The sequence below is a fragment of the Streptomyces sp. NPDC040589 genome, assembly GCF_055594445.1.
Genome location: NZ_JBVIWP010000002.1, coordinates 809610 through 830395 on the forward strand (window position 1 = coordinate 809610; position 20786 = coordinate 830395).

Sequence of the window (20786 nt, forward strand, 5' to 3'; positions counted from 1 at the left end):
TCGTACCGGATGGAACGAATCGTCATCCGATGCGCCAATCGCTCTCGTCGTACGGGTCACTCGCTTTCGTCGTAGCGAACGCGGTGGCACAGCGCGGGGATCTCGCCGGAGGCGAGCCTCGGCAGCAGGTCCGGCAGCTCCTCGAAGGCGGATTCGCCGGTGACGAGGGCGTCGAGCGCCGGGTCGGCGAGCAGGTCGAGGGCGACGGCGAGCCGGTCGGCGTAGGTGCGGTTCGGGCGGGCCGGGGAGACGGTGCCGACCTGGCTGGAGCGGATGACGAGCCGCCGGGAGTGGAAGGCCTCGCCGAGCGGCAGGCTGATCTGCCGGTCGCCGTACCAGCTCAGTTCGAGCACGGTCCCTTCCGCGGTGAGGAGTTCCAGGGACCTGGCGAGTCCCTGCTCGGTGGCGCTGGCGTGGACGACCAGGTCGCACTCGACCTGGGCTTCCGCGGGGGTGGCGAAGCCGACGCCCAGGGCCTTGGCGATGGCGGCGCGGGACGGGTCGGCGTCGACCAGCTGGACGCGAGCGCCGGGGAACCGGGCGAGCAGGGCGGCCACCGAGCAGCCGACCATGCCGCCGCCGACCACGGCGATCCGGTCGCCGACCAGGGGCGCGGCGTCCCACAGGGCGTTGACGGCGGTCTCCACGGTCCCGGCGAGCACGGCCCGTTCGGCCGGCACGGTGTCCGGTACGGGTGTGACGGCATGGGCAGGGACGACGTACCGGCTCTGGTGCGGATAGAGGCAGAACACCGTACGGCCGACCAGTTCCTCGGGCCCTTTCTCCACCAGGCCGACGTTGAGGTAGCCGTACTTCACCGGGCCCGGGAAGTCACCCTCCTGGAACGGTGCCCGCATGGCCGTGTGCTGGCTGGCCGGCACGCCGCCGCGGAAGACGAGCGTCTCCGTGCCGCGGCTCACGCCGGAATACAGCGTGCGGACCAGGACCTCGTCCTCGCCGGGGTCCGGCAGGGTGACGTCCCGGATGCCGCCTCGCCCAGGCGAGTCGATCCAGAACGCCCGTGCGGTGTGCTTCATCGAAGTCCTCCTGAACGATCGGGAAGCTGCTTGCGTACCGAGGGGTGCACAGGCCGCGCACAAGGTAGCGGCGTTGATCGACTCTGTCACACGGCCGGAGGGTGTTCGGTGGCCCTGAACAACACTTACGACGCGAGGCTCGTACAGCAGGAGACCGCCCTGGGGGCGGGAGTGCAGATCCTGCTGCTCGCCCTGATCGGCACTGCGATCGGGATGGGCCCTGCGGGCTGGCTGACCGGCCTCGCGTTCGCCCTCGCCACCTGGGCGGTGCTCTCCCGGGCCCTGCACCGCTCCCGGCTGCGCTCCTTCGGCGCGGCCAACCGGGTCACCCTCGGCCGCGCCACCCTCGTCGGCGGGGTCACCGCGCTCGTCGCGGACTCCTTCCAGAGTTCGCCGCCCGTGTCGCTGTTCGTCGGCCTGACGGCGGTCGCCCTGATCCTCGACGGCGTCGACGGCAAGGTGGCCCGCCGCACGGGCACCTCGACGGCGCTGGGCGCGCGCTTCGACATGGAGGTGGACGCGTTCCTGATCCTGGTGCTGAGCGTGTACGTGTCGATGGAGCTGGGCCCGTGGGTGCTGCTCATCGGCGGTATGCGGTACGTCTTCGTCGCCGCCGCGCGGGTCTGGCCCTGGCTGACCGCCGCCCTCCCGCCGAGCACCGGCCGCAAGACGGTCGCGGCACTCCAGGGCGTGCTCCTGCTGGTGGCGGGCGCCGGTCTGCTGCCGTACGCGGGCAACTTCGGGGTCGCCGCCCTGGCCCTGGGCCTGCTGGTGTGGTCGTTCGGGCGTGACGTGCTGTGGCTGTACCGGACCTCGCGGGTCGAGGAGAGCGCGGCCCGGCGGCAGGTACGGGAACTGGTCGCGAGCTGACGCCCCGGCCGGTCAGGCCCCGAAGCGCCCTCGCGCCGTCTCGATATGACCGAGGTACTGGTGGGTCCAGCCGCAGAGCAGGTCGACCGTGGCCCGCAGGGCCCGGCCCGGCTCGGTGAGCGTGTACTCGACCTTCGGCGGCACGGTGGGGTGCACCTTCCGGTCGACCAGGCCGTTGCGCTCCAGCATCCGCAGGTTCTGGGTGAGCATCTTGTGGCTGACGCCCTCGACCTCGTCACGCAACTCGCTGAAGCGCAGGGTGCGTTCACCGAGGGCTTCGATGATCAGCAGCGCCCACTTGTTGGCCACGTCCGAGAAGATCTCACGCGCCAGCGAGTCCGCCCGCCGCAGATCCGCGTCCGCGGGCAGACCGCTCAACTCCTGCTTGGTCACCATCTGGTTCCCCAGTCACCGAAAAGTGCGTTCTTCCAGGTCGGCGGTCACTCTCCTACAGTTCCCGAGTAACCGCAAGAGAGCACGCAGGCGCGTGCTCGACGGAAGGACTGGAACTGTGACGACTCCCGATGTCTACGACCACGCCATTCCCGCCGAGACCCACTTCGGCTACGCCCAGGCGATCAGGTCCGGCGACCTGATCCATGTCTCCGGGCAGCTCGCGTTCGACGAGGCGGGCGGCTTCCGCCCCGAGGACGACTGGGCCACGCAGCTCGAGCGGACCCATGTCAACATCGACAAGGTCCTGGCCCACTACGGCGTCACGCGCAACCAGATCGTCTCCCAGACGCTGTACGCGGTGGACCTGGTGCGCCACACCGATGTGCTGGCCAAGGCCAACCGGGCGTACTTCGGCGCCCACCGCCCGGTCAGCACGGCCCTCGGCGTCACCGAGCTGACCTTCCCCGGGCAGTTGGTCGAGATCAGCTGCGTGGTCGACACCAAGCTGCCCGCGTGAAGGAGCCTCAACGGCGCGTCCCGGTACCCACCAGGGTCCGCTCGTAGGGGTCGAGGACGACGCCCCGGACCTCGGTGGAGACGCCGGCGATGATCTGCTGGTGGGCCAGCGGCACGACGGCGTCCGTGCCGAGGATCGCGGCCTCGGCGGCCATGGCGGCGTCCTGCCGCTCACCGGTGCCGTCGGTGCCGTCGACCTTGGTGACGGCCCGGTCGACGTTCTTGTCGCACAGCAGGGCCAGGTTGTAGCTGCCGTCGCAGGTGTAGTCGCTGCCGAGGACGCCGACGGGGTCGCCGGTGTCGAGGAGGCTGTTGCGAGCGCCGATGAACGCGTCGAACTTCCCGGCGAGCGCGTCGCTCTCCAGCCGTGAGTACTCGCGCACCTCCAGCTTCACCTTGAAGCCGGCCTTCTCCAGCTGCTGTTGCACCACCTGGGCGGTCTCGGGCAGCTCGGGCCGGTTGTCGTAGGTGGCGAGGGTGATCCGCTCACCGTCGGGCTCGGCGGCGTCCGCACGTCCGGCCGGCTTCACCCGCTTGCTCTCGGCCCAGGTGACGGCGGGGCCGTAGATGCCCGCGCCCGGGTCGGCGTACCCCTCGAAGACGCCCTTGACGATGGTGGAGGAGTCGATCGCCGTGCGGGCGGCGGCGCGCAGCTTCGGGTCCTTGAAGGGACCGGTCCTGGTGTTGAGCTGCAGGCTGGTGGTGCGGGTGGTGCCGGCTTCCTTCAGGGTCGCCTTGTCGAGGGTGGCGGCCTGGGCGACGGGGATCGCCTCGGCGATGTCGATGTCGCCGGTGCGGACCGCGTTGGAGCGTGCGGTGCCGTCCTTGACGAAGCGGGCGTCGATGCCGGAGGCCTGGGCGCGGCCGCCCCAGTAGTCGTCGAAGCGGTCGAGGGTGGCGGAGCCGCCGCCGTTGACCTTCGTGATCTCGAAGGGCCCGGTGGCGGTTCCGACCGGGTCGGGGTTGCCCTTCTCGCCGTATGCCTTCGGGGAGAGGATCGCGAGGCTCGGGCTGGACAGCCGCATGGGCAGGACGGGGTCGGCGGCGGCCGTGGTGACGCGTAGGCCGCGGTCGCCGTCGGCCTTCGCGTCGAGCGAGACACCGGCGAGGGCGGCGGGCGCGGGCTTCGCCTTCGTGGCGCGGGTGAGAGCCGCGGCCACGGCGGACGGGGTGACGTCCGCGCCGTCCTGGAAGGTGGCCTCACGCAGGGTGAACCTCCAGGTGCGGTCGTCCTCGCGGCGCCAGGACTCGGCGAGCGCGGGGGCCGCGGCGCCGTTGGCGTCCAGGGCGGTCAGGCCCTCGGTGACGCCGAGACGGCTGAGGAGCGTGGCGTCGGCTCCGTACGGCGAGAAGTTCTCGGCGGGCGGGAAGGCGAGGGCCACGCGCAGCCGGGAGCCCGACTGCCCGCCGTTCGACGACGACTCCCCTCCCGGGGAGGCGAAGCAGCCGGCCAGGCACGGAACGAGGACAAGGGCGGCGAGGAACCGGGGGCGGCTCTTGATGCTGTGGGGACGCACTTGCACAGCATATGCATCAGGCGGACGCGAGCGATCGGCCGGGTGAACCGGGCCCTGGGTAAAGGACAAGTCCCATACGGCCCAACCGATTTGACAGTGACGGTGACCACTCCCTAAACCTAGCCACATGACATCCATTTTCAACAAGGTGGAGCGGCCGTGAGGATCGCGTTCGTCGGCAAGGGCGGCAGCGGCAAGACCACGCTGTCGGCACTCTTCTCCCGCCACCTGGCACGCTCCGGCGCCCCGGTCCTCGCCATCGACGGCGACATCAACCAGCACCTGGCCGAGGCGCTCGGCGGGCAGGAGAAGTCCGCCCTTCCCCTGGGCGCCCACCTGTCCTCGATCAAGGACTGCCTGCGCGGCACGAACCCCCGCATCACCTCCCGCGAGGCGATGATCAAGACCACTCCCCCAGGACGCGGCTCCCGCCTTCTGCGCCCGCTCGGCGACGACGAACTCCACGCCCGGCACGTCGGCCGCGCGGGCGGCGTGCCCCTGATGGTCACGGGCGAGTTCGACGAGTCCGACCTCGGCGTGGCCTGCTACCACTCCAAGCTCGGCGCGATCGAGCTGTACCTCGGCCATCTGCTGGACGGCCCCGGCGAGTACGTCGTGGTCGACATGACAGCGGGCGCGGACGCCTTCGCCTCCGGCCTCTTCACCCGCTTCGACCTCACCTTCCTGGTGGCCGAACCCACCCGCAAGGGCGTCTCGGTCTACCGCCAGTACCGCGACCACGCCCGTGAGTTCGGCATCCGTGTCGCCGTGGTCGGCAACAAGGTGACGTGCGAGGAGGACCTGCTCTTCCTCAAGGAAGAGGTAGGGGACGACCTCCTGACCCACCTGGTCCACTCCCCCTGGGTCCGCTCCGCCGAGCAGGGCCGCGTACAGGGCGGCCCGGACCCCCTGGCATCCCTGGAGCCCCACAACCGTCACGCCCTCACCGTCCTCCGCGAGGCAGTCGACTCCCACCCCCGCGACTGGGACCGACTCCACCGGCACGCCGTCGAGTTCCACGTGCGCAACGTCCGGGCCTGGGCGGACGCACGCACGGGAGAGGACCTGGCGGCACAGGTGGATCCAGACTTCGTCCCGGGACCGGCCGCCCTGCGCTGACTCATCCCACCGGTTACTCGATCCCCGTGGCATCGAGTAACCGGACCACGTCCTTTCGCCCGTACCCGAGCAGTCTGGCGCGGTCGGCGGCCATCAGCACCAAGTGCGCGACGATCTTCGCCGCGTATCCGTTCTTGTTGTCCGCGTCGAACCATTCCTCGGGCTTCTCCACACCCAGGCTGTTCATCACCAGCCCGTGCTCTCGGCGGACCTCCGCGACGGTGCCGACGACCGCGTCCATGAGCGTCCTTCCCTGGCGCTCGCACTCCAGGGCGAAGCACCCCCAGTCGACCGGCACGCACCCGTCCGGCGGACGCGCCCGCAGCCCCGCATACCGCTCGTCCCCGAACCCGGTGGTCCGGAACTCGTCGTGCACCAAGGAGAACCGATGGAACCCGGGCGGAACCGGAGGCGGAGGAGGCGTGTACTCCCACCCGGCGTCCTCGTACAACTGCCGCTTCACCTCTTCCTCTTCGGCATGCGTCACAGTGAAGCCGTTCGCCTCGTTGCGCCCGGTCGTCGTGCCGTCGGGGTTGCGGTGGAAGTGCAGGCCCATGGTGTGCTCCCGCTGCCGTGATGACAATGGACGAGAAGTTCCCCGTCACCAGCTCGAACGGCCCGCGAAGCCGGCCCGTGCCCGCCCCTCCGCAGCATCACCCGATCGCGTGAAACAGGCGGTGTGGGAAGCGGTGCTTCACGGGATCGGCGGTTGCTGCGCTCCTCCAGTGAGCATTCTGGGGCCTCACGCCGCACGTCATCGTTGGCCAGAGACAGCGCCGGCTGCGGCCGACTGCCCGAGGACTCCCCAGCCGACCCGTCACGGCCTCTCGCCCGGTCGAGCCCGTCTCCGCGAACACGGCAAACTCCCTGTCCGGACATCGTCGTTGACCTACGGTGACGCCATGACGACGAAGCCTCTCCCCCACCTCACCCCGACCGGCACCTGCTGGTGCGGATGCGCCAAGAAGGTCGGCGCCGGATCCTTCTTCGCCCCCGGTCACGACAAGGTGGCCGAGGCGGCACTGCTGGCAGTCGAGTACGGCTCCTCCGTGGCCCAGTTGCTGCACGGACACGGATACGGTCCGGGACATTCGGTGAGCACCCGGGCCGTGTCCGAGGGCGTGTGGCAGAGGTGCTCGTCCTGCGACTACGCCGGCGCCCCGGCGAGCATCGCCAACCACACCAGGCGGGCGCACTCCACCCCGATCGCCGACCAGGTCTGAGGATCGGCGAACGATGACCGGGGCGACACCGGCCACCAGCCGACGCGCCGGCCTTGAGCAGGCGCGCCGGCCTTGAGCAGGCGGTGCGGACGTACGGCGGCTGCGAGTGGTCTACAGCACCCGCGATATCCGCCTGCGTCGCCCGCCGTGTCGCCCGCGGTAGGGACTGCGCCCCGAAGCCCCCTTCAGCGCTTCCTCGACCCGGGCAGGGCACCACCCTCGCCGCACTGCTCCGGGCCATGAGCGGGCCGGGCCTCTCCCCTTTCCTTGCCGGAACGGGAGAGGCCCGGCCGAGCGCTACCGCACGGGCGTAGCGACCGGCGCCGGCGCATAGCCGGTCGGCCGCGCCGTGAAGGTGCCGCGGCCCTGGGTGCGGCTGCGCAACCGGGTCGCGTAGCCGAACAGTTCGGCCAGCGGCACGGTCGCGGTGACGATCGCCGCGCTCGCCCGGGTGGCCGAGCCGGTCACCCGGCCACGCCGGGCGGCGAGGTCGCCGAGCACACCGCCCACCGCGTCCTCGGGCACGGTGACCGTGACCTCGACGACCGGCTCCAGCAGGATCATCGCGCAGGCGCGCAAGGCCTCGCGGAGGCCGAGGCGGCCGGCCGTGCGGAACGCCGTGTCCGAGGAGTCCTTCACATGGGTCGCCCCGTCGGTGAGCGTGACGCGCAGCCCGGTCACCGGGTGGCCGCCGAGCGGCCCTTCGGTGAGGGCGTCCCGGCAGCCGGCCTCGACCGCCCGGACGTACTCCTGCGGCACACGCCCGCCGACGACGGCCGAGCGGAAGGCGAAGCCACCGTCGTACGGCTCCACGTCGAGGACGACATGGGCGAACTGCCCCGCACCGCCGTCCTGTTTGACGTGCCGGAACACCAGCCCGGAGACGCCCTGGCCGACCGTCTCGCGGTAACTGACCCTGGGACGGCCGATGTTGACGTCCACTCCCAGCTCGCGCCGGAGTTTCTCCACCGCCACCTCCAGGTGCAGTTCACCCATGCCCGACAGCACCGTCTGCCCGGTCTCCGGGTCGGTCCGCACGACCAGCGAGGGATCCTCCTCGGTCAGCCGTGCGAGCCCCGACGCCAGCCGGTCGGTGTCACCGGCCCTGCGGGACTCGACCGCGACCGAGACCACCGGCTCGGGCACGCCCGGAGGCTCCAGGACGAGCGGGGCATCCGGCGCGCACAGGGTCGAGCCGGCACGGGCGGACTTCAGCCCGACGACGGCGACGATGTCGCCGGCGACCGCCCGGTCCAGCGGCGCGTGCCGGTCGGCCTGGACGCGCAGGATCCGGCCGATCCGCTCGGTGCGCCGTGCGCTCGCGTCCCACAGGGTGTCTCCCTTCTCGATCGTCCCCGAGTAGATCCGCAGGTAGGTCAGCCGGCCCGTCGGGGTGGCGTGCACCTTGAAGGCGAGGGCCGCCGGCGGTGCCGCCGGGTCGGCGGGCCGTTCCTGCTGTTCGTCGTCGTGTGTGCCCCGGATGGGCGGCACGTCCAGCGGCGACGGCAGATACGCCACGACCGCGTCGAGCAGCGGCTCGACACCGCGGTTGCGGTAGGCGGAGCCGCACAGCACGACCACGCCGTCGCCGTCCCGGGTCAGGTCCCGCAGCGCCGAGGAGAGGGTCCGCTCGCCGAGCGTGCCCGTGTCGCAGAACTCCTCCAGCGCGCCCGGATGGAGTTCCGCCACGGCTTCCTCCAGCGCCCGGCGACGTGCCAGGGCCTCGTCCCGGAGATCGTCCGGGACCGGCACCTCCTCGCAGGCGTCACCGTCGGTCCACAGCAGCGCGCGCAGGCGTACGAGGTCGACGACGCCGGTGAAGGCGTCCTCCGCGCCGACCGGCAACTGCACGACCAGCGGTGCCGGGTGCAGCCGCTCCCGGATCGATGCCACGACCGCGTCGAGGTCGGCTCCGGCACGGTCCATCTTGTTGACGAACGCGATCCTCGGTACGCCGTGCCGGTCGGCCTGCCGCCACACCGACTCGCTCTGCGGCTCCACCCCGGCCACCGCGTCGAACACGGCCACCGCACCGTCGAGTACCCGCAGCGCACGCTCCACCTCGTCGGCGAAGTCGACGTGCCCCGGCGTGTCGATCAGGTTGATCCGGTGACCGTCCCAGGCGCAGCTCACCGCCGCGGCGAAGATGGTGATGCCCCGGTCCCGCTCCTGCGGGTCGAAGTCCGTGACGGTCGTGCCGTCGTGGACCTCGCCGCGCTTGTGCGTGGTTCCGGTGGCGAACAGGATCCGTTCGGTGACGGTGGTCTTGCCGGCGTCGACGTGGGCGAGGATGCCGAGGTTGCGGACGACGGCGAGCGGGTTGTGGTTGGTGCGCACGGCCCATGGCCTTTCGAGGCGATCAGGAAGGGGGCAGCGCGATTTCCGGGCGAGGCAGGTGTGGTGACACACGCTTGCCTCGGCCTGTGACGCTAGGTCAGCAGGCCGAAGGAAGCGCTTCTCAGGCGTTCGTCCCGGTCATCCGGCGCCGGCCGCGCAGCGGGCACCGGAGCGACGAGGACACGAGGATCACCTCGTAGCGCGACAGGGAGACGGCGACAGCGGTGTGGTCACGCATGGCGGTCTCCCTTCATTCGTCACGACGGCGCGCGCCGCTCACGTCGTGGGCGGCGCCGGGTACTCCGTGAGTGTAGGGAGGGCGGGTGGAATCGGGCCAGGGATTATTCCGGCGGGGTCGGGGTGTCGTGGGTGCGGTACATCGCCTGGACGTCCAGCTCCAGTTGGACCGTCGGCCCGACCACGGCGATGCCCCGGGCCAGCATGGTGCGCCAGTTGAGGGTGTAGTCCTCGCGGTGCAGTTCCGCCGTCGCCAGGGCCGCGCAGCGCAGCTCCTGCCCGTAGCCGCCGTTCACCGTGCCGAGATACGTCGTGTCGAGCGAGACGGAGCGGCTCACGCCGTGCATCGTGAGGGAGCCAAGCAGTGACCACTTGCTGCCGCCGCGATAGGCGAAGCGGGTGCTGTTGAAGTCGATGTACGGGAAGCGTTCGACGTCGAGGAAGTCGGCTGACCGCAGATGGTTGTCGCGGGTGGTGTTGCCGGTGGTGATGCTGGAGGCGTCGATGCGGACGGACACCCGGGAGTCGGTCATGTCCTGGGAGATCTGGATCCCGCCGTCGAAGCGTTCGAATCGGCCGTGGACGTTGGCCATGCCGACGTGCTTGGCGATGAACCGGATCGCGGTGTGCGGCGGGTCGAAGAGCCAGGTTCCGGGCGCCGGCAGCTGGAGCGCCTCCGCCGGCTGCAGCCAGACGCGCTCGGTGGGCGTCGACGTACCCGTGCCGATCTCGATCGTCTCGCGGTGCGGCCGCAGGCCCTCCGCCGCGACCATCAGGCTGTACCGGCCGGGCGGCAGCGCGGCGAGGAAGTAGCCGTACGGGTCGGTCGTCCCGCGGGCGGCCACCCGGTGGGTGTCCAGGGCGGTGACGGTGACGTCCGCGGCCGCCAGGGGCGAGCCCATCGGGTCCACGACCTCACGGGCCACGGCACCCGCGCCGGACGGAAGGGGGAGCGCGAGGCCCGCCGCCGCGGCGGAGGCGCCCTTGAGCCGCCGACGCCGGAGCAGTGCGAGGGCCATGATGTTCACCTTTCATCAGGTGGCACGGCCGTACGCACGGCGGTTCAGCGCACGCCGACGGCCGCACCCTGTTGCGGTCACACCCCCCTTTTCGATCTTGCGGCAGCGGGCTCCGGGACGGGTGTCTCAATACGAGACAGTCAGGCCCGTTTCCGGAAAACCTCGGCGTGTTCGCCGGCCCACTGGGCGAAGGTCCGGGCCGGGCGGCCGGTGACCTTCTCGACGGTGCCGGACACCGTACGGCCCACCTCCGGTGTGTTCCCGTACGCCTCGAGCAGGAAGCCGATCACGTCCTCGGGGAGGAACGCCGCCCGCCACTGGGCGACGGCCTGCTCCTCGGTCAGCTCGACCAAGGCGATCTCCCGGCCGGCCGCGGCGGCGAGGGCCGCCGCCTTGTCGCCGACGGTGAGCACTTCGGGCCCGGTGATGACGTACTCCTGGCCCGCGTGCCCCTCCTCCGTGAGCGCGACCGCTGCGACGGCTCCGATGTCGCCCTCGTGGACCATGGCACTCAGCCGCGCGACGAACGGCTCCCGCACCTCGCCCGCCGCCTGGATTCCGTCCGCCCACTCCAGGGCGTTGGCCATGAACTCGACGGGCATGAGCACGGTCCAGCTCACTCCGTCGTCGCCGCGCACCGCGTCCTCCAACGGGGTGGGCCCGCCGCCGTGCAGCACGGTGATCCGGCGGACACCGGCCGAGCGGGCCAGTTCCAGGATCCGGGGGCCGGTCTCCAGCGGGGTGAAGGCCGCCCCGCCGAAGGTGATCAGATGAAGTCCGGTGATCCCCTCCAGGGCGGGGGCCACGCTGCCCGGGTCGGTCAGGTCGCCCTCGACGACCTCGACACCGTCCGGGAAGACGGCCTTCGCGGCGTCCCGAGTGAGGGCGCGGACCGCGTGGCCCCGGGCGAGCAGTTCGGTGACCACCTGGCGGCCGACGGTTCCGGTGGCACCGGTGACAAGAATCTTCTGCGTCTGCGTCATGCCACGACCGTAGGAGCCCTTGCGGTCACCTACCGTCCGCGATCGCGTGGCCTCTCCATGGAGAGGTCTGGCTTGCGGGGGCCGGTCAACCGGACGCGGTCCCCGCGTCCTCACGAGCGCGCAGCTCTCCGTGGAGCCGGGCGAACACCGCGCACACCAGCGGCATCACCACCGGGGGCAGCAGGAGAAGGGCCACGGCTGTGGGCAGGATCAGCACCAGCACGCCGGTGATCCACACATTGTCGTCGCTGAGCCACAGCATGCCGAGTCCGGCGAAGTGGGCGAGGGGAGCGGCCGCGTATTGGGCCAACCAGAAGACGAGCACGGCGACCGCGGTGACCAGCGCGCCCACGCCGAGGACACGCCATCGTGCGGGGCGGGTCAGCACCCAGGAGCGGTACAGCGCCACGAACGGGGAACGGCGCTCCAGCACCGTCTCGGCGGTGGCCGGCGCCAGGCGGGAGTACAGCAGCGGGCCGAGACACCCGACGGCGATCGGCAGCACCCACCCGACCAGTGTGTACTGCGGGGACGCGGTTTCGCCCAGCGGCGTGGGCTCGACACCCGGCACCTCGCCGCTCTCGACGAGGCCCCACAGCACCAGGGCCGCCAGCTCTACGGCGCCCACAGCCAGTCCGGTCAGCGCGTTGACCGCGAGGGCGGCGGGAAACCGCCGACGGGTGCGCCGCCACAACTCGCGGATGGAGAGCGGCCCGCCGTCGCGCGTGGCATGAGAGTCGCCGACGGCGTACGCGGTGTGCAGGACGGAGACGACGAGGAGTCCCAGCACGAGCAGCAGCACCGACACCACGGCGCCGACCCGTACCAGCGGGGGCAGGCCGCCGTCGGCGTAGGCCACGTAGGAGTCCTCGTTGGCGATGTTGCGGTCCGCGTAGTCCCGGACGTTCTCGAAGGCGTCCCATGCCGCCGCGAATCCGCCGGCCAGGATCGCGCAGCCGAGCGTGGCGGTCAGGACGGACACGAGCAAGGTGAAGCTGTACAGCGGGCGACGGTGGCGCCTGATGACGTCGAGTGCACCGCCTATGCCGTCGGTCGAGCGGTTTCCGTCGTGTGCCATGAGCTGGGCCGGCCTCCGTGCGGATCTGTGGTGACAAGATCCAAGACGCCGCGCCGGGCACATGGGGTTCCGGGGACCTTCCCGGACAGGGCCTAGGCGGGCCGGTACAGGTCCCGGACCTCGGGGCGTTGACGGAAGCCGGCTGCCTTGTAGGTGGCGACGGCGCCGGCATTGGAGCTCGGAGTGCAGACGAGCGCGCTCGAGGAGCCCAACTCCTGGAGTGCGGCCGCCGCGGCGACGGTGATCGCCTTGCCGTAGCCGTGACGGCGATGTTCCCGGTGCACACCCATCGGTTCGAGCAACCCGGGCCTGCCCGGACCGGCCGACCACACCGTCACCGCCGCCACCGCGTTGCCCTGGTCGTCGTAGGCGACCAGGCACCGGGCGTCGGCGTACGGCAGTCCGGCCGCCATCGCGCGCCAGTGCCCGTCCGTGAACCTGGACCCGTCGAACGATGCTCGCTGTACGGCGGCCCGGACATGTGCTTGCTCCGGTCCGGCCACCTCGATCCGTACGCCCGGGTCCTTCACCGGCTCCGTGAGGTCGCGGCGCAGCGGGGTCCACGGCTCGTCGGTGTTCCAGCCGTTCTCGGACAACAGGTCCTGGACCAGCGCGCCCATCGGCGCCTCGATGTTCGCCTTCCCCTCGGGCAGCACGCCGCGTTCCGGCTCGGTCACGTCCGCGACCAGCTGCCGTGCCAGCTCCTCGTCCCGATGGGCGGCGGGCGCGATCGTCAGCCGTAGCAGCCCGGGCCCGTCCAGCAGACCGACGGCGAGGATCCGTCCGTTCCGGCTCCAGGTCCGGACCGCCGCGGCGGTCGCTTCGGCGCCGGACCGCCAGAACCAGCCCAGGTCGCCCGGATGCAACTGCATCGGCGCCCCCTCGTACTGCCACTCACGCAGCACGCCCACGGCCTCGCCCAGCCCGTCGGGTCCCGGCTCGCCCAAGACAATCGCCATGCCCCGATCACACACCACGGGACCGACAGCCCGCACCCGGTTTCCCACCGGCTCTAGGCGGGCCCTGGCCGCCCTCCCTCGTACGCCGCCCGCAGCACGGCCAGGGCCCCGTCCGCCGTCACCGGGCGCGGGTTGGCGTACGGCTCGCCCGCGACCCGGGCCGCCGCCGGTGCCAGGTCGGCTTCCGTGAGGCCGAGTTCGGCGAGGGAGCGGGGTGCGCCGAGGCGTCCGGCCAGCTCCCACAGGGTGCGCGGCACGTCGTCGGTGCCGAGGGCCCGCTCCAGTACGGTCAACGCCTCCGGGGCGGCGGGGGCGTTGTAGGCCAGGGCGTACGGCAGCACCACGGTGTGGGTCTCGGCGTGCGGCAGCCCGAAGGTGCCGCCCAGCACATGGCACATCTTGTGGTGCAGCCCCATGGTGGTCGCGCCCAGGCACGCGCCGCACAGCCACGCCGCGTACAGCGCCCGGCCGCGCGCGTCCAGGTCCTGCGGGTCGGCGACCAGGTGCGGCAGTGCGCCGGCCATCGCCCGCACGCCCTCCTCGGCCATGACCGAGACGAGCGGCGAGGCGTCCGGGGCGTACAGCGCCTCGACGGCGTGCGCCAGCGCGTTGACGCCGCTGGTCACGGTCAGCGGCACGGGCAGGGAGAGGGTGAGCCGGGGGTCGTAGACGACGCTGCGGGGCTGGACGACCGGGTCGCGGCCGGTGCGCTTGGCGCCGTGCTCGGTCAGGCCCCAGACCGGAGTCATCTCGGAGCCCGAGTAGGTCGACGGCACGGCGATCAGCGGCAGCCCGGTGCGCAGGGCGATGGCCTTGCCGAGCCCGATCGCGGAGCCACCGCCGACCGCGACGCACCCGTCCGCCCCGGCCGCGCGCACCGCCTCGACGGCGCGGTCGGCGTCCTCGGCGGGTACGTGCATCCGGGCCTCGGCGTGCACTCCCGCACAGGTGTCGCCGAGCGCGTCCGCCACCGCCCGGGCGACCGTCTCGCCCCGGCTGCCGCACACCACGAGCAGGCGCCGCAGGCCGAGGCGCGCGGCCTCGTCCGGGGTCGCGGTGACGGCCGCGCCGGGCCGGAAGACGACCCGCACGGGCCGGGTCTCGTACGAGAACTCGCTCCGGAACGTCATACGGCACGCTCCAGGACGAGGTCGAACCGGGCGAGCCGGAAGGGGTTCGGCACGCCGAACTCCTTCGCCAGGGAGGGGTCGTCGGTCTCCGCGAAATCCTTGACCAGGCTCTGCTTCACGGCGAACACCGCGTCGCTCTCCAGGTACTCCCCGCCCGCCACGAAGATGTGGGTGGTGACGGGCGTGTGTCCCTCGGCCGTGGCGATGAAGTGGATGTGCGCGGGACGGTACGGGTGCCTGCCGGTCGCGCTCAGCAGCCCGCCGACCGGACCGTCGGTGGGGATCGGATACGCGGCGGGAACGCAGGTGCGGAACCAGAAGCGGCCCTCGGCGTCGGCGGTGAACAGCCCGCGTCCGTTGCCCGCGGGCTGGACGCCGGGCTGCTGGACGTCGTAGTAGCCCTTGTCGTCGGCCTGCCAGACGTCGACGACGGCGCCGGGCAGCGGTGTGCCGTCCCGCGCCAGCACCCGGCCGCTGATCACGCACGGCTCGCCGCCGCCCACCAGGTCGATGTCGTCGCCGAGTTCACGGACGGGCGACTCGGTCATGTGGAAGGGACCCAGCACGGTCGACTCGGTGGCCCCGGGCGCACGGTCGGCGTTGACGGTCTCCACGAGCATGGACAGACCGAGCACGTCCGACAGCAGGATGAACTCCTGCCGGGTGTCGGTGCAGGCCTGCCCGGTCGCCGTGAGGAAGGCGATCGCCCGCTCCCACTCCTCCTGCGTGAGCCGCGTCTCCCGCGCGAAGTCGTGGAGATGGCGGACGAGTCCGGTGAGCAGCTCGCGCAGCCGCGGGTCGGCGCTCCCGCGGAGGCTGGCGAGGGCCTGCTCCGTGACGCCGGCCCCCGTCGCGTCGGTGGTCATGTCGGCTCCCCTTCGTCGACGTCCGCTTCTTCCATGAGGCGTCCGCTTCCTCCATGATCGCGCGTTCAGGCGTGACCGAGGATCCGCCGCAGCGTGTCCGCGAGCAGTTCTCCGGCGTCCGGAGCAGCGGACGCGTGCCGGAAGGCGACGAAGCCGTCGGGGCGTACGAGGAGGGCGCCGGTGTCCGTGATCTCGCGCAGCCGCGCCCAGTCGCCGTACGGGTCCTCGTACTCCTGCCCGGGACCGATCACCACGGTGGCGATCTCGATGTCCTGGGCCTCGGCCGCGCGCACCCAGTCCTCTCCCCCGATGCCGGTCAGCAGCGTGAAGCGGCCCCGGCCGACCGTGTCGAGGGTGGAGAGCGTGCGGGTGCCGGAGGTGATCCAGGCGTGCGGGATCCGGGCGCCGGGGCGGGAGGACGGCTGGTGGTGCAGCTCGGGGTCGCGGGCGAAGCCGGGGTCGGGCGTGCCGTCCGGGACGATCGCGGCAGAGCTCTCGGCCGGATAGCGCTGGTTGAGGTCGACGCCGTGCGCGTTGAACTCGTACACCTTGAAGGCGATCGCCTCGCGCAGTTGAGCGCGCTGCTTCTCGGCGGCCTCGGTGGCGTCCTTGCGGGCGGCGATGTTGGCCCACAGCTGCTCGGGGGTCTGCGGGGAGAGCCCGTCGAGGGCCTCGAAGACGGGGGCGGTCTCGCGGATGGACTGGTTGGCGCGGGTGACGATCTGCCGGCCGATGGGTGCGCGTTCGGCGGTGTAGCTGTCGAGCAGCCTGGGGTGGGCGGCGCCGTCGAGGACGAGCTTGAGCTTCCAGGCCAGGTTGTAGGCGTCCTGGATGGAGGTGTTGGAGCCGAGGCCGTTGGACGGCGGATGCCGGTGCACGGCGTCGCCGGCGCAGAAGACGCGGCCGTTGGCGTACCTCTCCGCGTACATCTCGTTGACCGTCCACGCGGAGGACGACTTGATGGTCACGGGAATGTCGTCGTCGCCGACGAGCTGGCGGACGACGGATTCCGCGTACGCCGTGGTCAGATCGGGGGCGCCCGCGGTGACGTCGTAGCCCCACACGATCAGCCACTCGTTCCAGGGCCGGACACAGCGCACCAGACCCGCGCCGATGCCGCCGACCGTCGCGCCGGGCGCGAGGACCCAGTAGAGGGTGGACGGCCGGTGGGCGGTGTACTTCGTCAGGTCCGCCTCGAACACGATGTTGACGCTGCCGGCCACGCCCATCTGGCCGCCCATCGGCAGCCCGGCGTCCGCGGCGACCTTCGACCGGCCGCCGTCGGCGCCGATCAGGTACTTGGCGCGGATCTCGTAGGTGTCCCCGCGCAGCCGGTCGCGGACGGTGGCCGTGACGCCGTCCGCGTCCTGGGTGTGGGACAGGTACTCGGTCTCGAAGCGCAGCCGGGTGCCACGGGCGACGGCCGCGTCTACGAGGACCGGCTCCATGAGGTGCTGGGGCATGTCGCACATGCGGGTGGGGCTGGCGAGTTCGTGTTCCGCCTGGACGAGCGGGTCGTTGCCCCAGGAGCGCACCCGGCCCAGCTCCTCGCCCGCCAGGCTGGTGCAGAAGGTCGTGTTGCCCATCAGGTGCTGCGGGGTCGCCTGCGCGACGACCTCCTGCTCCACGCCGAGGTCGCGCAGCACCTCCATGGTGCGCTGGTTGGTGATGTGCGCACGGGGCGTGTCGGCGAGGCTCGCGTAGCGGGTCACCACGAGGTTGGGCACGCCGTAGGTGCTCAGGGCGAGCGCGGCCGAGGCACCGGCCGGGCCGCTGCCCACGATCAGGACGTCGGTCTCGACGACGGTGGACACGGGGCGCTCCTGCGGGGGGAATCGGACTTCGGCCATTCATGATCATGGAGGGGATCGGCGGAAGGCGGGTGTCTCATTACGAGACATCGTGTGGGCCGGACGTTCCGGACACGGCAGTTGTTGTCCGTTCAACGGAGCCCGATACGGTGGAACATGTCGTGACCACCACAGAGCACACCTCCGCCGCCGCCCTTCCCTCGCTGTACGACGCCCGCGAACGCTTCCTGACGGGGCGCGCGTTGCCCGACGGCGTACCGGAGGAAGTGGCCGCGGCGTGGCGGCGGGCGCGGTTCTTCGGCGTGCCGCACGACTTGAAGGAACCGGCGGTTCGTCCGGTACCACCGGTGGAGTCGGCCCTGCTCGACGCCGCCCGCCCGGTGCTCGACCGGATCGTCCCCGCCCTGGGCGCGGGCAGGCCGCTGCTCATCCTCACCGACGAGCGGCTGCGCGTGCTCTGGACGGCGGGGAGCGTGCCCGGGCTCGAGACGTGCCCCGTTCTGTCGGAGCAGGAGGTCGGCAACAACAGCGCGGCCCTGGCCCTGCGCACCCGGCGCCGGGCCGAGATGCACGGGCCGGAGCACTTCCTCGACCGGTGGCAGGACGTGTCCGCGGTCACCGTCCCGCTGCTCGACCCGGAGAGCGCCCAGGTGCTCGGCACGGTGACCGTCGCCTCGCGGCTGAGCACCACGCGTTCACCGCATCCGCAGGCGGCACTCGCCGAGGCCGCCGCGGCCGCGGTCGAGACGGAACTGCGCGCGCGGGCGGGGCGGGCCGAACGGGTGCTGCTGGACGCGTATCTGCGGGCGGCCGGGCCGGACGGGACGCGTGGACCCGACCTGGCCGTGGTCGCCCTGGACGGCCGCAACCGGCTGGTCAGCGACGCTGCGCAGCGGTTGCTGACGCCGGAGGTGCTCGATGCGCTGGAGCGTACGGCGGTGAGCGTGCGGCGTGGGGATGGCGCGGGCGGGACGGAGGAGTCCGCCTGGGAAGCCGGGCGTACCGCGCGACTTGGGGGCGGCGCGGGTGAGACGGAAGGGACCGCCCTGCCCGCCGGGCCCGGCGGACTCACCGCGCGGCCCGGCGGGCTCACCGCGCGGCTCGATGACGGCGGTGTGAGTGGGGCGGGGGTGATCGAGGGAGCCGGGTACACCGCGCGAATCACCCCCGCGCGTCTGGACGACGGCACGGTCCTCGGGATCGTCGCCGTACTGGAACCAGTCGCCGATCCCGTACCGCAGGCGCCGGCCTCGCCGCGCCCGCCCGTCACCCTGACCGGCTCCTCGGTCCCATGGCGGCACGCCGTCGCGCGTGCCGTCGAACTGGCGCGCTCCCCGGAGCCGCTGCTGCTGACCGGTGAGCGCGGAACGGGCAAGTCCGCGCTGGCCCGGGAGTTGCTCGGCCAGGGTGCCGTCCGGATCGCCGACGCGGCGCGGGACACCGGGCTCGACGGGGCCCTGACCGCGTGGCCGGCCGACCGGCCCCTCCTGCTGCGGCACGCCGAGCGCCTCGAACAGCCGGGCGTCGCCGCGCTCAACTCCCTGCTCGACACGCGCCCTGACGCCCGCGTCCTGGTCACCTACACGCCCGGCGCGCAGGTCGGCCCCTGCCTGCAGCGCCTGCTGGACAAACTGTCCGCCCGCTCGGTGACCCTGCCCCCACTGCGGGAACGCGCCGAGGACATCCGGGAACTGCTGCCGGTCCTCGCGCCTCGGCCGGTGCCCGGACAGCCCCCGCTGACCTGGACCCTGGACGCCCTGCGCGCGCTCGAGCTGTACCCGTGGCCCGGGAACGTCACCGAGCTGGCCCATGTCGTCCGGGCCCTGGCGGAGCAGCGGCGGATGTCCGGCCCCGTCCGCCGGACCGAACTCCCGGACCCGGTGCGCGAAGGACCGGCCGCGCGCCCCCTCAGCCCGATGGAGCACGCCGAGCGCGCCGCGATCCTGGAGGCACTGCGCCGCCACGGCGGCAACAAGGCACGCGCGGCGGCCGCGCTGGGCATCGGCCGGGCGACGCTGTACCGCAAGTTGCGGGGATACAGGGAGTGAGCAAACAGCTCGGGCGGGTCGGGAAACTTCCCGACCCGCCCGAGCTGATCTGTGTCCGAGGGGGGACTTGAACCCCCACGCCCGATAAAGGGCACTAGCACCTCAAGCTAGCGCGTCTGCCATTCCGCCACCCGGACAAGGTGTCCGTCGCCTGGCCAGGAGTGCTCCCCGCGGCGACATGGACAACAATACCAAGGTTTCGGAGTGCCTTTCACCTGCGTTTCCGTCCGCCTGGCGGGGGTCCGGGACCTCGCGGCCCGATACCCCTAGGGTCACACCATGAGTGACTGGATGGTTACGCAGAGCCCCGCTCCGGGTCGCCGCCCGCGTGCGCTGTCGCCGCTCCGGGAGCATCTGCGGGACACGTTCTGGTTCGCTCCCACCCTGGCCATGGTGAGCGTCTTCGTGGTCTGGGTGGGAGCGCAGGTTCTCGACACGGTCATCGTCGACGCGCTCCAGGAGGACGGCGACTACGAGACGCTCGACGAGCTGTTGCGCTTCGCGGAGGACGCGAAGGCCGTCGTGACCGTGGTCGGCTCGGCGATGATGACCTTCATCGGTGTGGTCTTCAGCATCTCGCTGGTGGCCGTGCAGATGGCGAGCGGGCAGTTCACCCCGCGCGTGGTGCGGCTCTTCGTGCGGAGCCGGATCACCAAGGCGACCTTCGCGGTGTTCCTGGCGACCTTCGTGCTGACCCTGCTGGTCCTGACGTCCTTCGACACCGCCGACGACCCTCGTGACGTGGCGTCGGTGCCGCTGGTGCAGTCGGTCCTCACGCTCTGCATGGTCGCGCTGAGCCTGTTCCTCTTCGTGCTGTACGTGAACACCACTCTGCGACTGATGCGGATCAGCCATGTCATCGCGCGGATCGCCACGGAGTCCTTCCGGGTGGCCGCCTCGATGCCCGTGCCGACGGGCGGACACGACGGGCGCGACGGGCACGAAGAAGCAGCCCTCCTCGGCTCCGCGACCGCGTGGGTACCGCACGAGGGCCGGGCGGGTGTGCTGCGGGACGTGCACATCGCGCGATTGGTGCGGGTGGCGCGCAAGCACGGGGTCGTGCTGCGGCTGATCCCGCGGATCGGGGACTTCGTGGTGCCCGGTACGCCCGTACTGGCCGTCCACGGAGGTCCGGCCCCGCCACGCGGGGCGCTGCGCTACACGGCCTCGGTCGGGGTGGAGCGGACCTACCACCAGGATCTCGGCTTCGGACTGCGCCAGTTGTCCGACATCGCGCTGCGCGCCCTGTCGCCCGCGATCAACGATCCGACGACCGCCGTCCAGGCGCTGGACCGCGTCATCCAGTTCCTGGCCTCGCTGAGCCGGCGCCCGCTGGACACCGCCCTGCACCGGGACCGGGCCGGTGCGGTGCGGCTGGTGCAGCCCGTGCCGGGGTGGACCGAGCTGGTGGATCTCGGGTTCACCGAGGTACGGGGGTGCGCCATCGGGAGCCCGCAGGTCTCCCGGCGCATGCTGGCCGGACTGGACGACCTGCTCCTGCTCGTGCCGGCGGAACGGCGGGAGCCGCTGCTGCGCCACCGCGCACTGCTCCGCCAGGCGGTCGACCAGGCCGAACCGTCCCCATCGGACCGCGCGTTCGCCCTGCGCCCGGACCGACAGGGCATCGGCTGAGTCCGAGG

General features: G+C 72.0%; 18 protein-coding genes and 1 tRNA gene. 6 read left to right on the top strand and 13 right to left on the bottom strand.

The window, feature by feature from the left end:
• Positions 1 to 56: 56 nt before the first annotated feature.
• Complete coding sequence (locus ACZ58V_RS10650) at positions 57 to 1037, bottom strand: zinc-dependent alcohol dehydrogenase (protein WP_471289508.1); 981 nt, start codon at positions 1035 to 1037, stop codon at positions 57 to 59.
• A gap of 108 nt (positions 1038 to 1145) precedes the next feature.
• Between ACZ58V_RS10650 and ACZ58V_RS10655 the strand changes: the two genes are divergently transcribed.
• Entirely contained in the window at positions 1146 to 1907 is a 762-nt protein-coding gene (locus tag ACZ58V_RS10655; protein ID WP_468184141.1) for a CDP-alcohol phosphatidyltransferase family protein, read from the top strand.
• Between the two features lie 12 nt (positions 1908 to 1919).
• Here the strand turns inward: ACZ58V_RS10655 and ACZ58V_RS10660 are convergent, their stop codons facing one another.
• Positions 1920 to 2303 (bottom strand): winged helix-turn-helix transcriptional regulator, encoded by a 384-nt coding sequence (locus tag ACZ58V_RS10660; protein ID WP_189726133.1) that lies wholly within the window; start codon positions 2301 to 2303, stop codon positions 1920 to 1922.
• Positions 2304 to 2418: 115 nt separating this feature from the next.
• Between ACZ58V_RS10660 and ACZ58V_RS10665 the strand changes: the two genes are divergently transcribed.
• Complete coding sequence (locus tag ACZ58V_RS10665) at positions 2419 to 2820, top strand: Rid family hydrolase (RefSeq protein ID WP_471289509.1); 402 nt, start codon at positions 2419 to 2421, stop codon at positions 2818 to 2820.
• A 7-nt stretch (positions 2821 to 2827) separates the two neighbouring features.
• Here the strand turns inward: ACZ58V_RS10665 and ACZ58V_RS10670 are convergent, their stop codons facing one another.
• Positions 2828 to 4342, bottom strand: coding sequence for an ABC transporter substrate-binding protein (locus ACZ58V_RS10670; protein ID WP_471289512.1), 1515 nt, complete (start codon positions 4340 to 4342; stop codon positions 2828 to 2830).
• A 153-nt stretch (positions 4343 to 4495) separates the two neighbouring features.
• Here ACZ58V_RS10670 and ACZ58V_RS10675 point away from each other — a divergent pair, with 153 nt between their 5' ends.
• Positions 4496 to 5455: an ATP-binding protein gene (locus ACZ58V_RS10675; protein WP_471289515.1), complete on the top strand. Its 960-nt coding sequence runs from the start codon at positions 4496 to 4498 to the stop codon at positions 5453 to 5455.
• Positions 5456 to 5468: 13 nt separating this feature from the next.
• On the opposite strand, the gene ACZ58V_RS10680 is transcribed toward ACZ58V_RS10675, so the two are convergent.
• The gene (locus ACZ58V_RS10680) at positions 5469 to 6011 is read right to left on the bottom strand and encodes a hypothetical protein (RefSeq protein ID WP_471289519.1); all 543 of its coding nucleotides are present in this window, start codon (positions 6009 to 6011) and stop codon (positions 5469 to 5471) included.
• A 346-nt stretch (positions 6012 to 6357) separates the two neighbouring features.
• Here ACZ58V_RS10680 and ACZ58V_RS10685 point away from each other — a divergent pair, with 346 nt between their 5' ends.
• Positions 6358 to 6678 (top strand): hypothetical protein, encoded by a 321-nt coding sequence (locus ACZ58V_RS10685; protein ID WP_468184131.1) that lies wholly within the window; start codon positions 6358 to 6360, stop codon positions 6676 to 6678.
• 297 nt (positions 6679 to 6975) lie between these two features.
• On the opposite strand, the gene fusA is transcribed toward ACZ58V_RS10685, so the two are convergent.
• The 8 genes from fusA to ACZ58V_RS10725 form a co-directional block, all read right to left on the bottom strand.
• Positions 6976 to 9015 carry an elongation factor G gene (gene fusA / locus ACZ58V_RS10690; RefSeq protein ID WP_471289521.1) on the bottom strand — a complete coding sequence of 680 codons (2040 nt, stop codon included), beginning with the start codon at positions 9013 to 9015 and terminating at the stop codon, positions 6976 to 6978.
• A 341-nt stretch (positions 9016 to 9356) separates the two neighbouring features.
• Entirely contained in the window at positions 9357 to 10271 is a 915-nt protein-coding gene (locus ACZ58V_RS10695) for a YceI family protein (protein WP_468184126.1), read from the bottom strand.
• Between the two features lie 140 nt (positions 10272 to 10411).
• Positions 10412 to 11254: an SDR family oxidoreductase gene (locus ACZ58V_RS10700; RefSeq protein ID WP_468184123.1), complete on the bottom strand. Its 843-nt coding sequence runs from the start codon at positions 11252 to 11254 to the stop codon at positions 10412 to 10414.
• An 85-nt stretch (positions 11255 to 11339) separates the two neighbouring features.
• A complete protein-coding gene (locus ACZ58V_RS10705; RefSeq protein WP_471289524.1) occupies positions 11340 to 12332 on the bottom strand; it encodes a hypothetical protein in 993 nt (330 codons plus the stop codon).
• A 92-nt stretch (positions 12333 to 12424) separates the two neighbouring features.
• Positions 12425 to 13291 carry a GNAT family N-acetyltransferase gene (locus ACZ58V_RS10710; RefSeq protein ID WP_471289526.1) on the bottom strand — a complete coding sequence of 289 codons (867 nt, stop codon included), beginning with the start codon at positions 13289 to 13291 and terminating at the stop codon, positions 12425 to 12427.
• Positions 13292 to 13344: 53 nt separating this feature from the next.
• Positions 13345 to 14421 carry a maleylacetate reductase gene (locus ACZ58V_RS10715; protein WP_471289528.1) on the bottom strand — a complete coding sequence of 359 codons (1077 nt, stop codon included), beginning with the start codon at positions 14419 to 14421 and terminating at the stop codon, positions 13345 to 13347.
• Entirely contained in the window at positions 14418 to 15287 is an 870-nt protein-coding gene (locus ACZ58V_RS10720) for an intradiol ring-cleavage dioxygenase (RefSeq protein ID WP_471289531.1), read from the bottom strand. The genes ACZ58V_RS10715 and ACZ58V_RS10720 overlap by 4 nt, the downstream gene beginning before the upstream one ends.
• A gap of 65 nt (positions 15288 to 15352) precedes the next feature.
• Positions 15353 to 17137, bottom strand: a complete 1785-nt coding sequence (locus ACZ58V_RS10725; protein WP_471289533.1) for an FAD-dependent oxidoreductase — start codon at positions 17135 to 17137, stop codon at positions 15353 to 15355.
• A gap of 122 nt (positions 17138 to 17259) precedes the next feature.
• On the opposite strand from ACZ58V_RS10725, the gene ACZ58V_RS10730 reads away from it, so the two are divergent.
• Positions 17260 to 19146, top strand: a complete 1887-nt coding sequence (locus ACZ58V_RS10730) for a helix-turn-helix domain-containing protein (RefSeq protein WP_471289535.1) — start codon at positions 17260 to 17262, stop codon at positions 19144 to 19146.
• Between the two features lie 52 nt (positions 19147 to 19198).
• Here ACZ58V_RS10730 and ACZ58V_RS10735 read toward each other — a convergent pair.
• Positions 19199 to 19283: transfer RNA gene (locus ACZ58V_RS10735), tRNA-Leu, on the bottom strand.
• A gap of 142 nt (positions 19284 to 19425) precedes the next feature.
• On the opposite strand from ACZ58V_RS10735, the gene ACZ58V_RS10740 reads away from it, so the two are divergent.
• On the top strand, positions 19426 to 20778 hold the full coding sequence (locus ACZ58V_RS10740) for a DUF2254 domain-containing protein (protein WP_471289537.1): 1353 nt from the start codon (positions 19426 to 19428) through the stop codon (positions 20776 to 20778).
• Positions 20779 to 20786 lie beyond the last annotated feature (8 nt).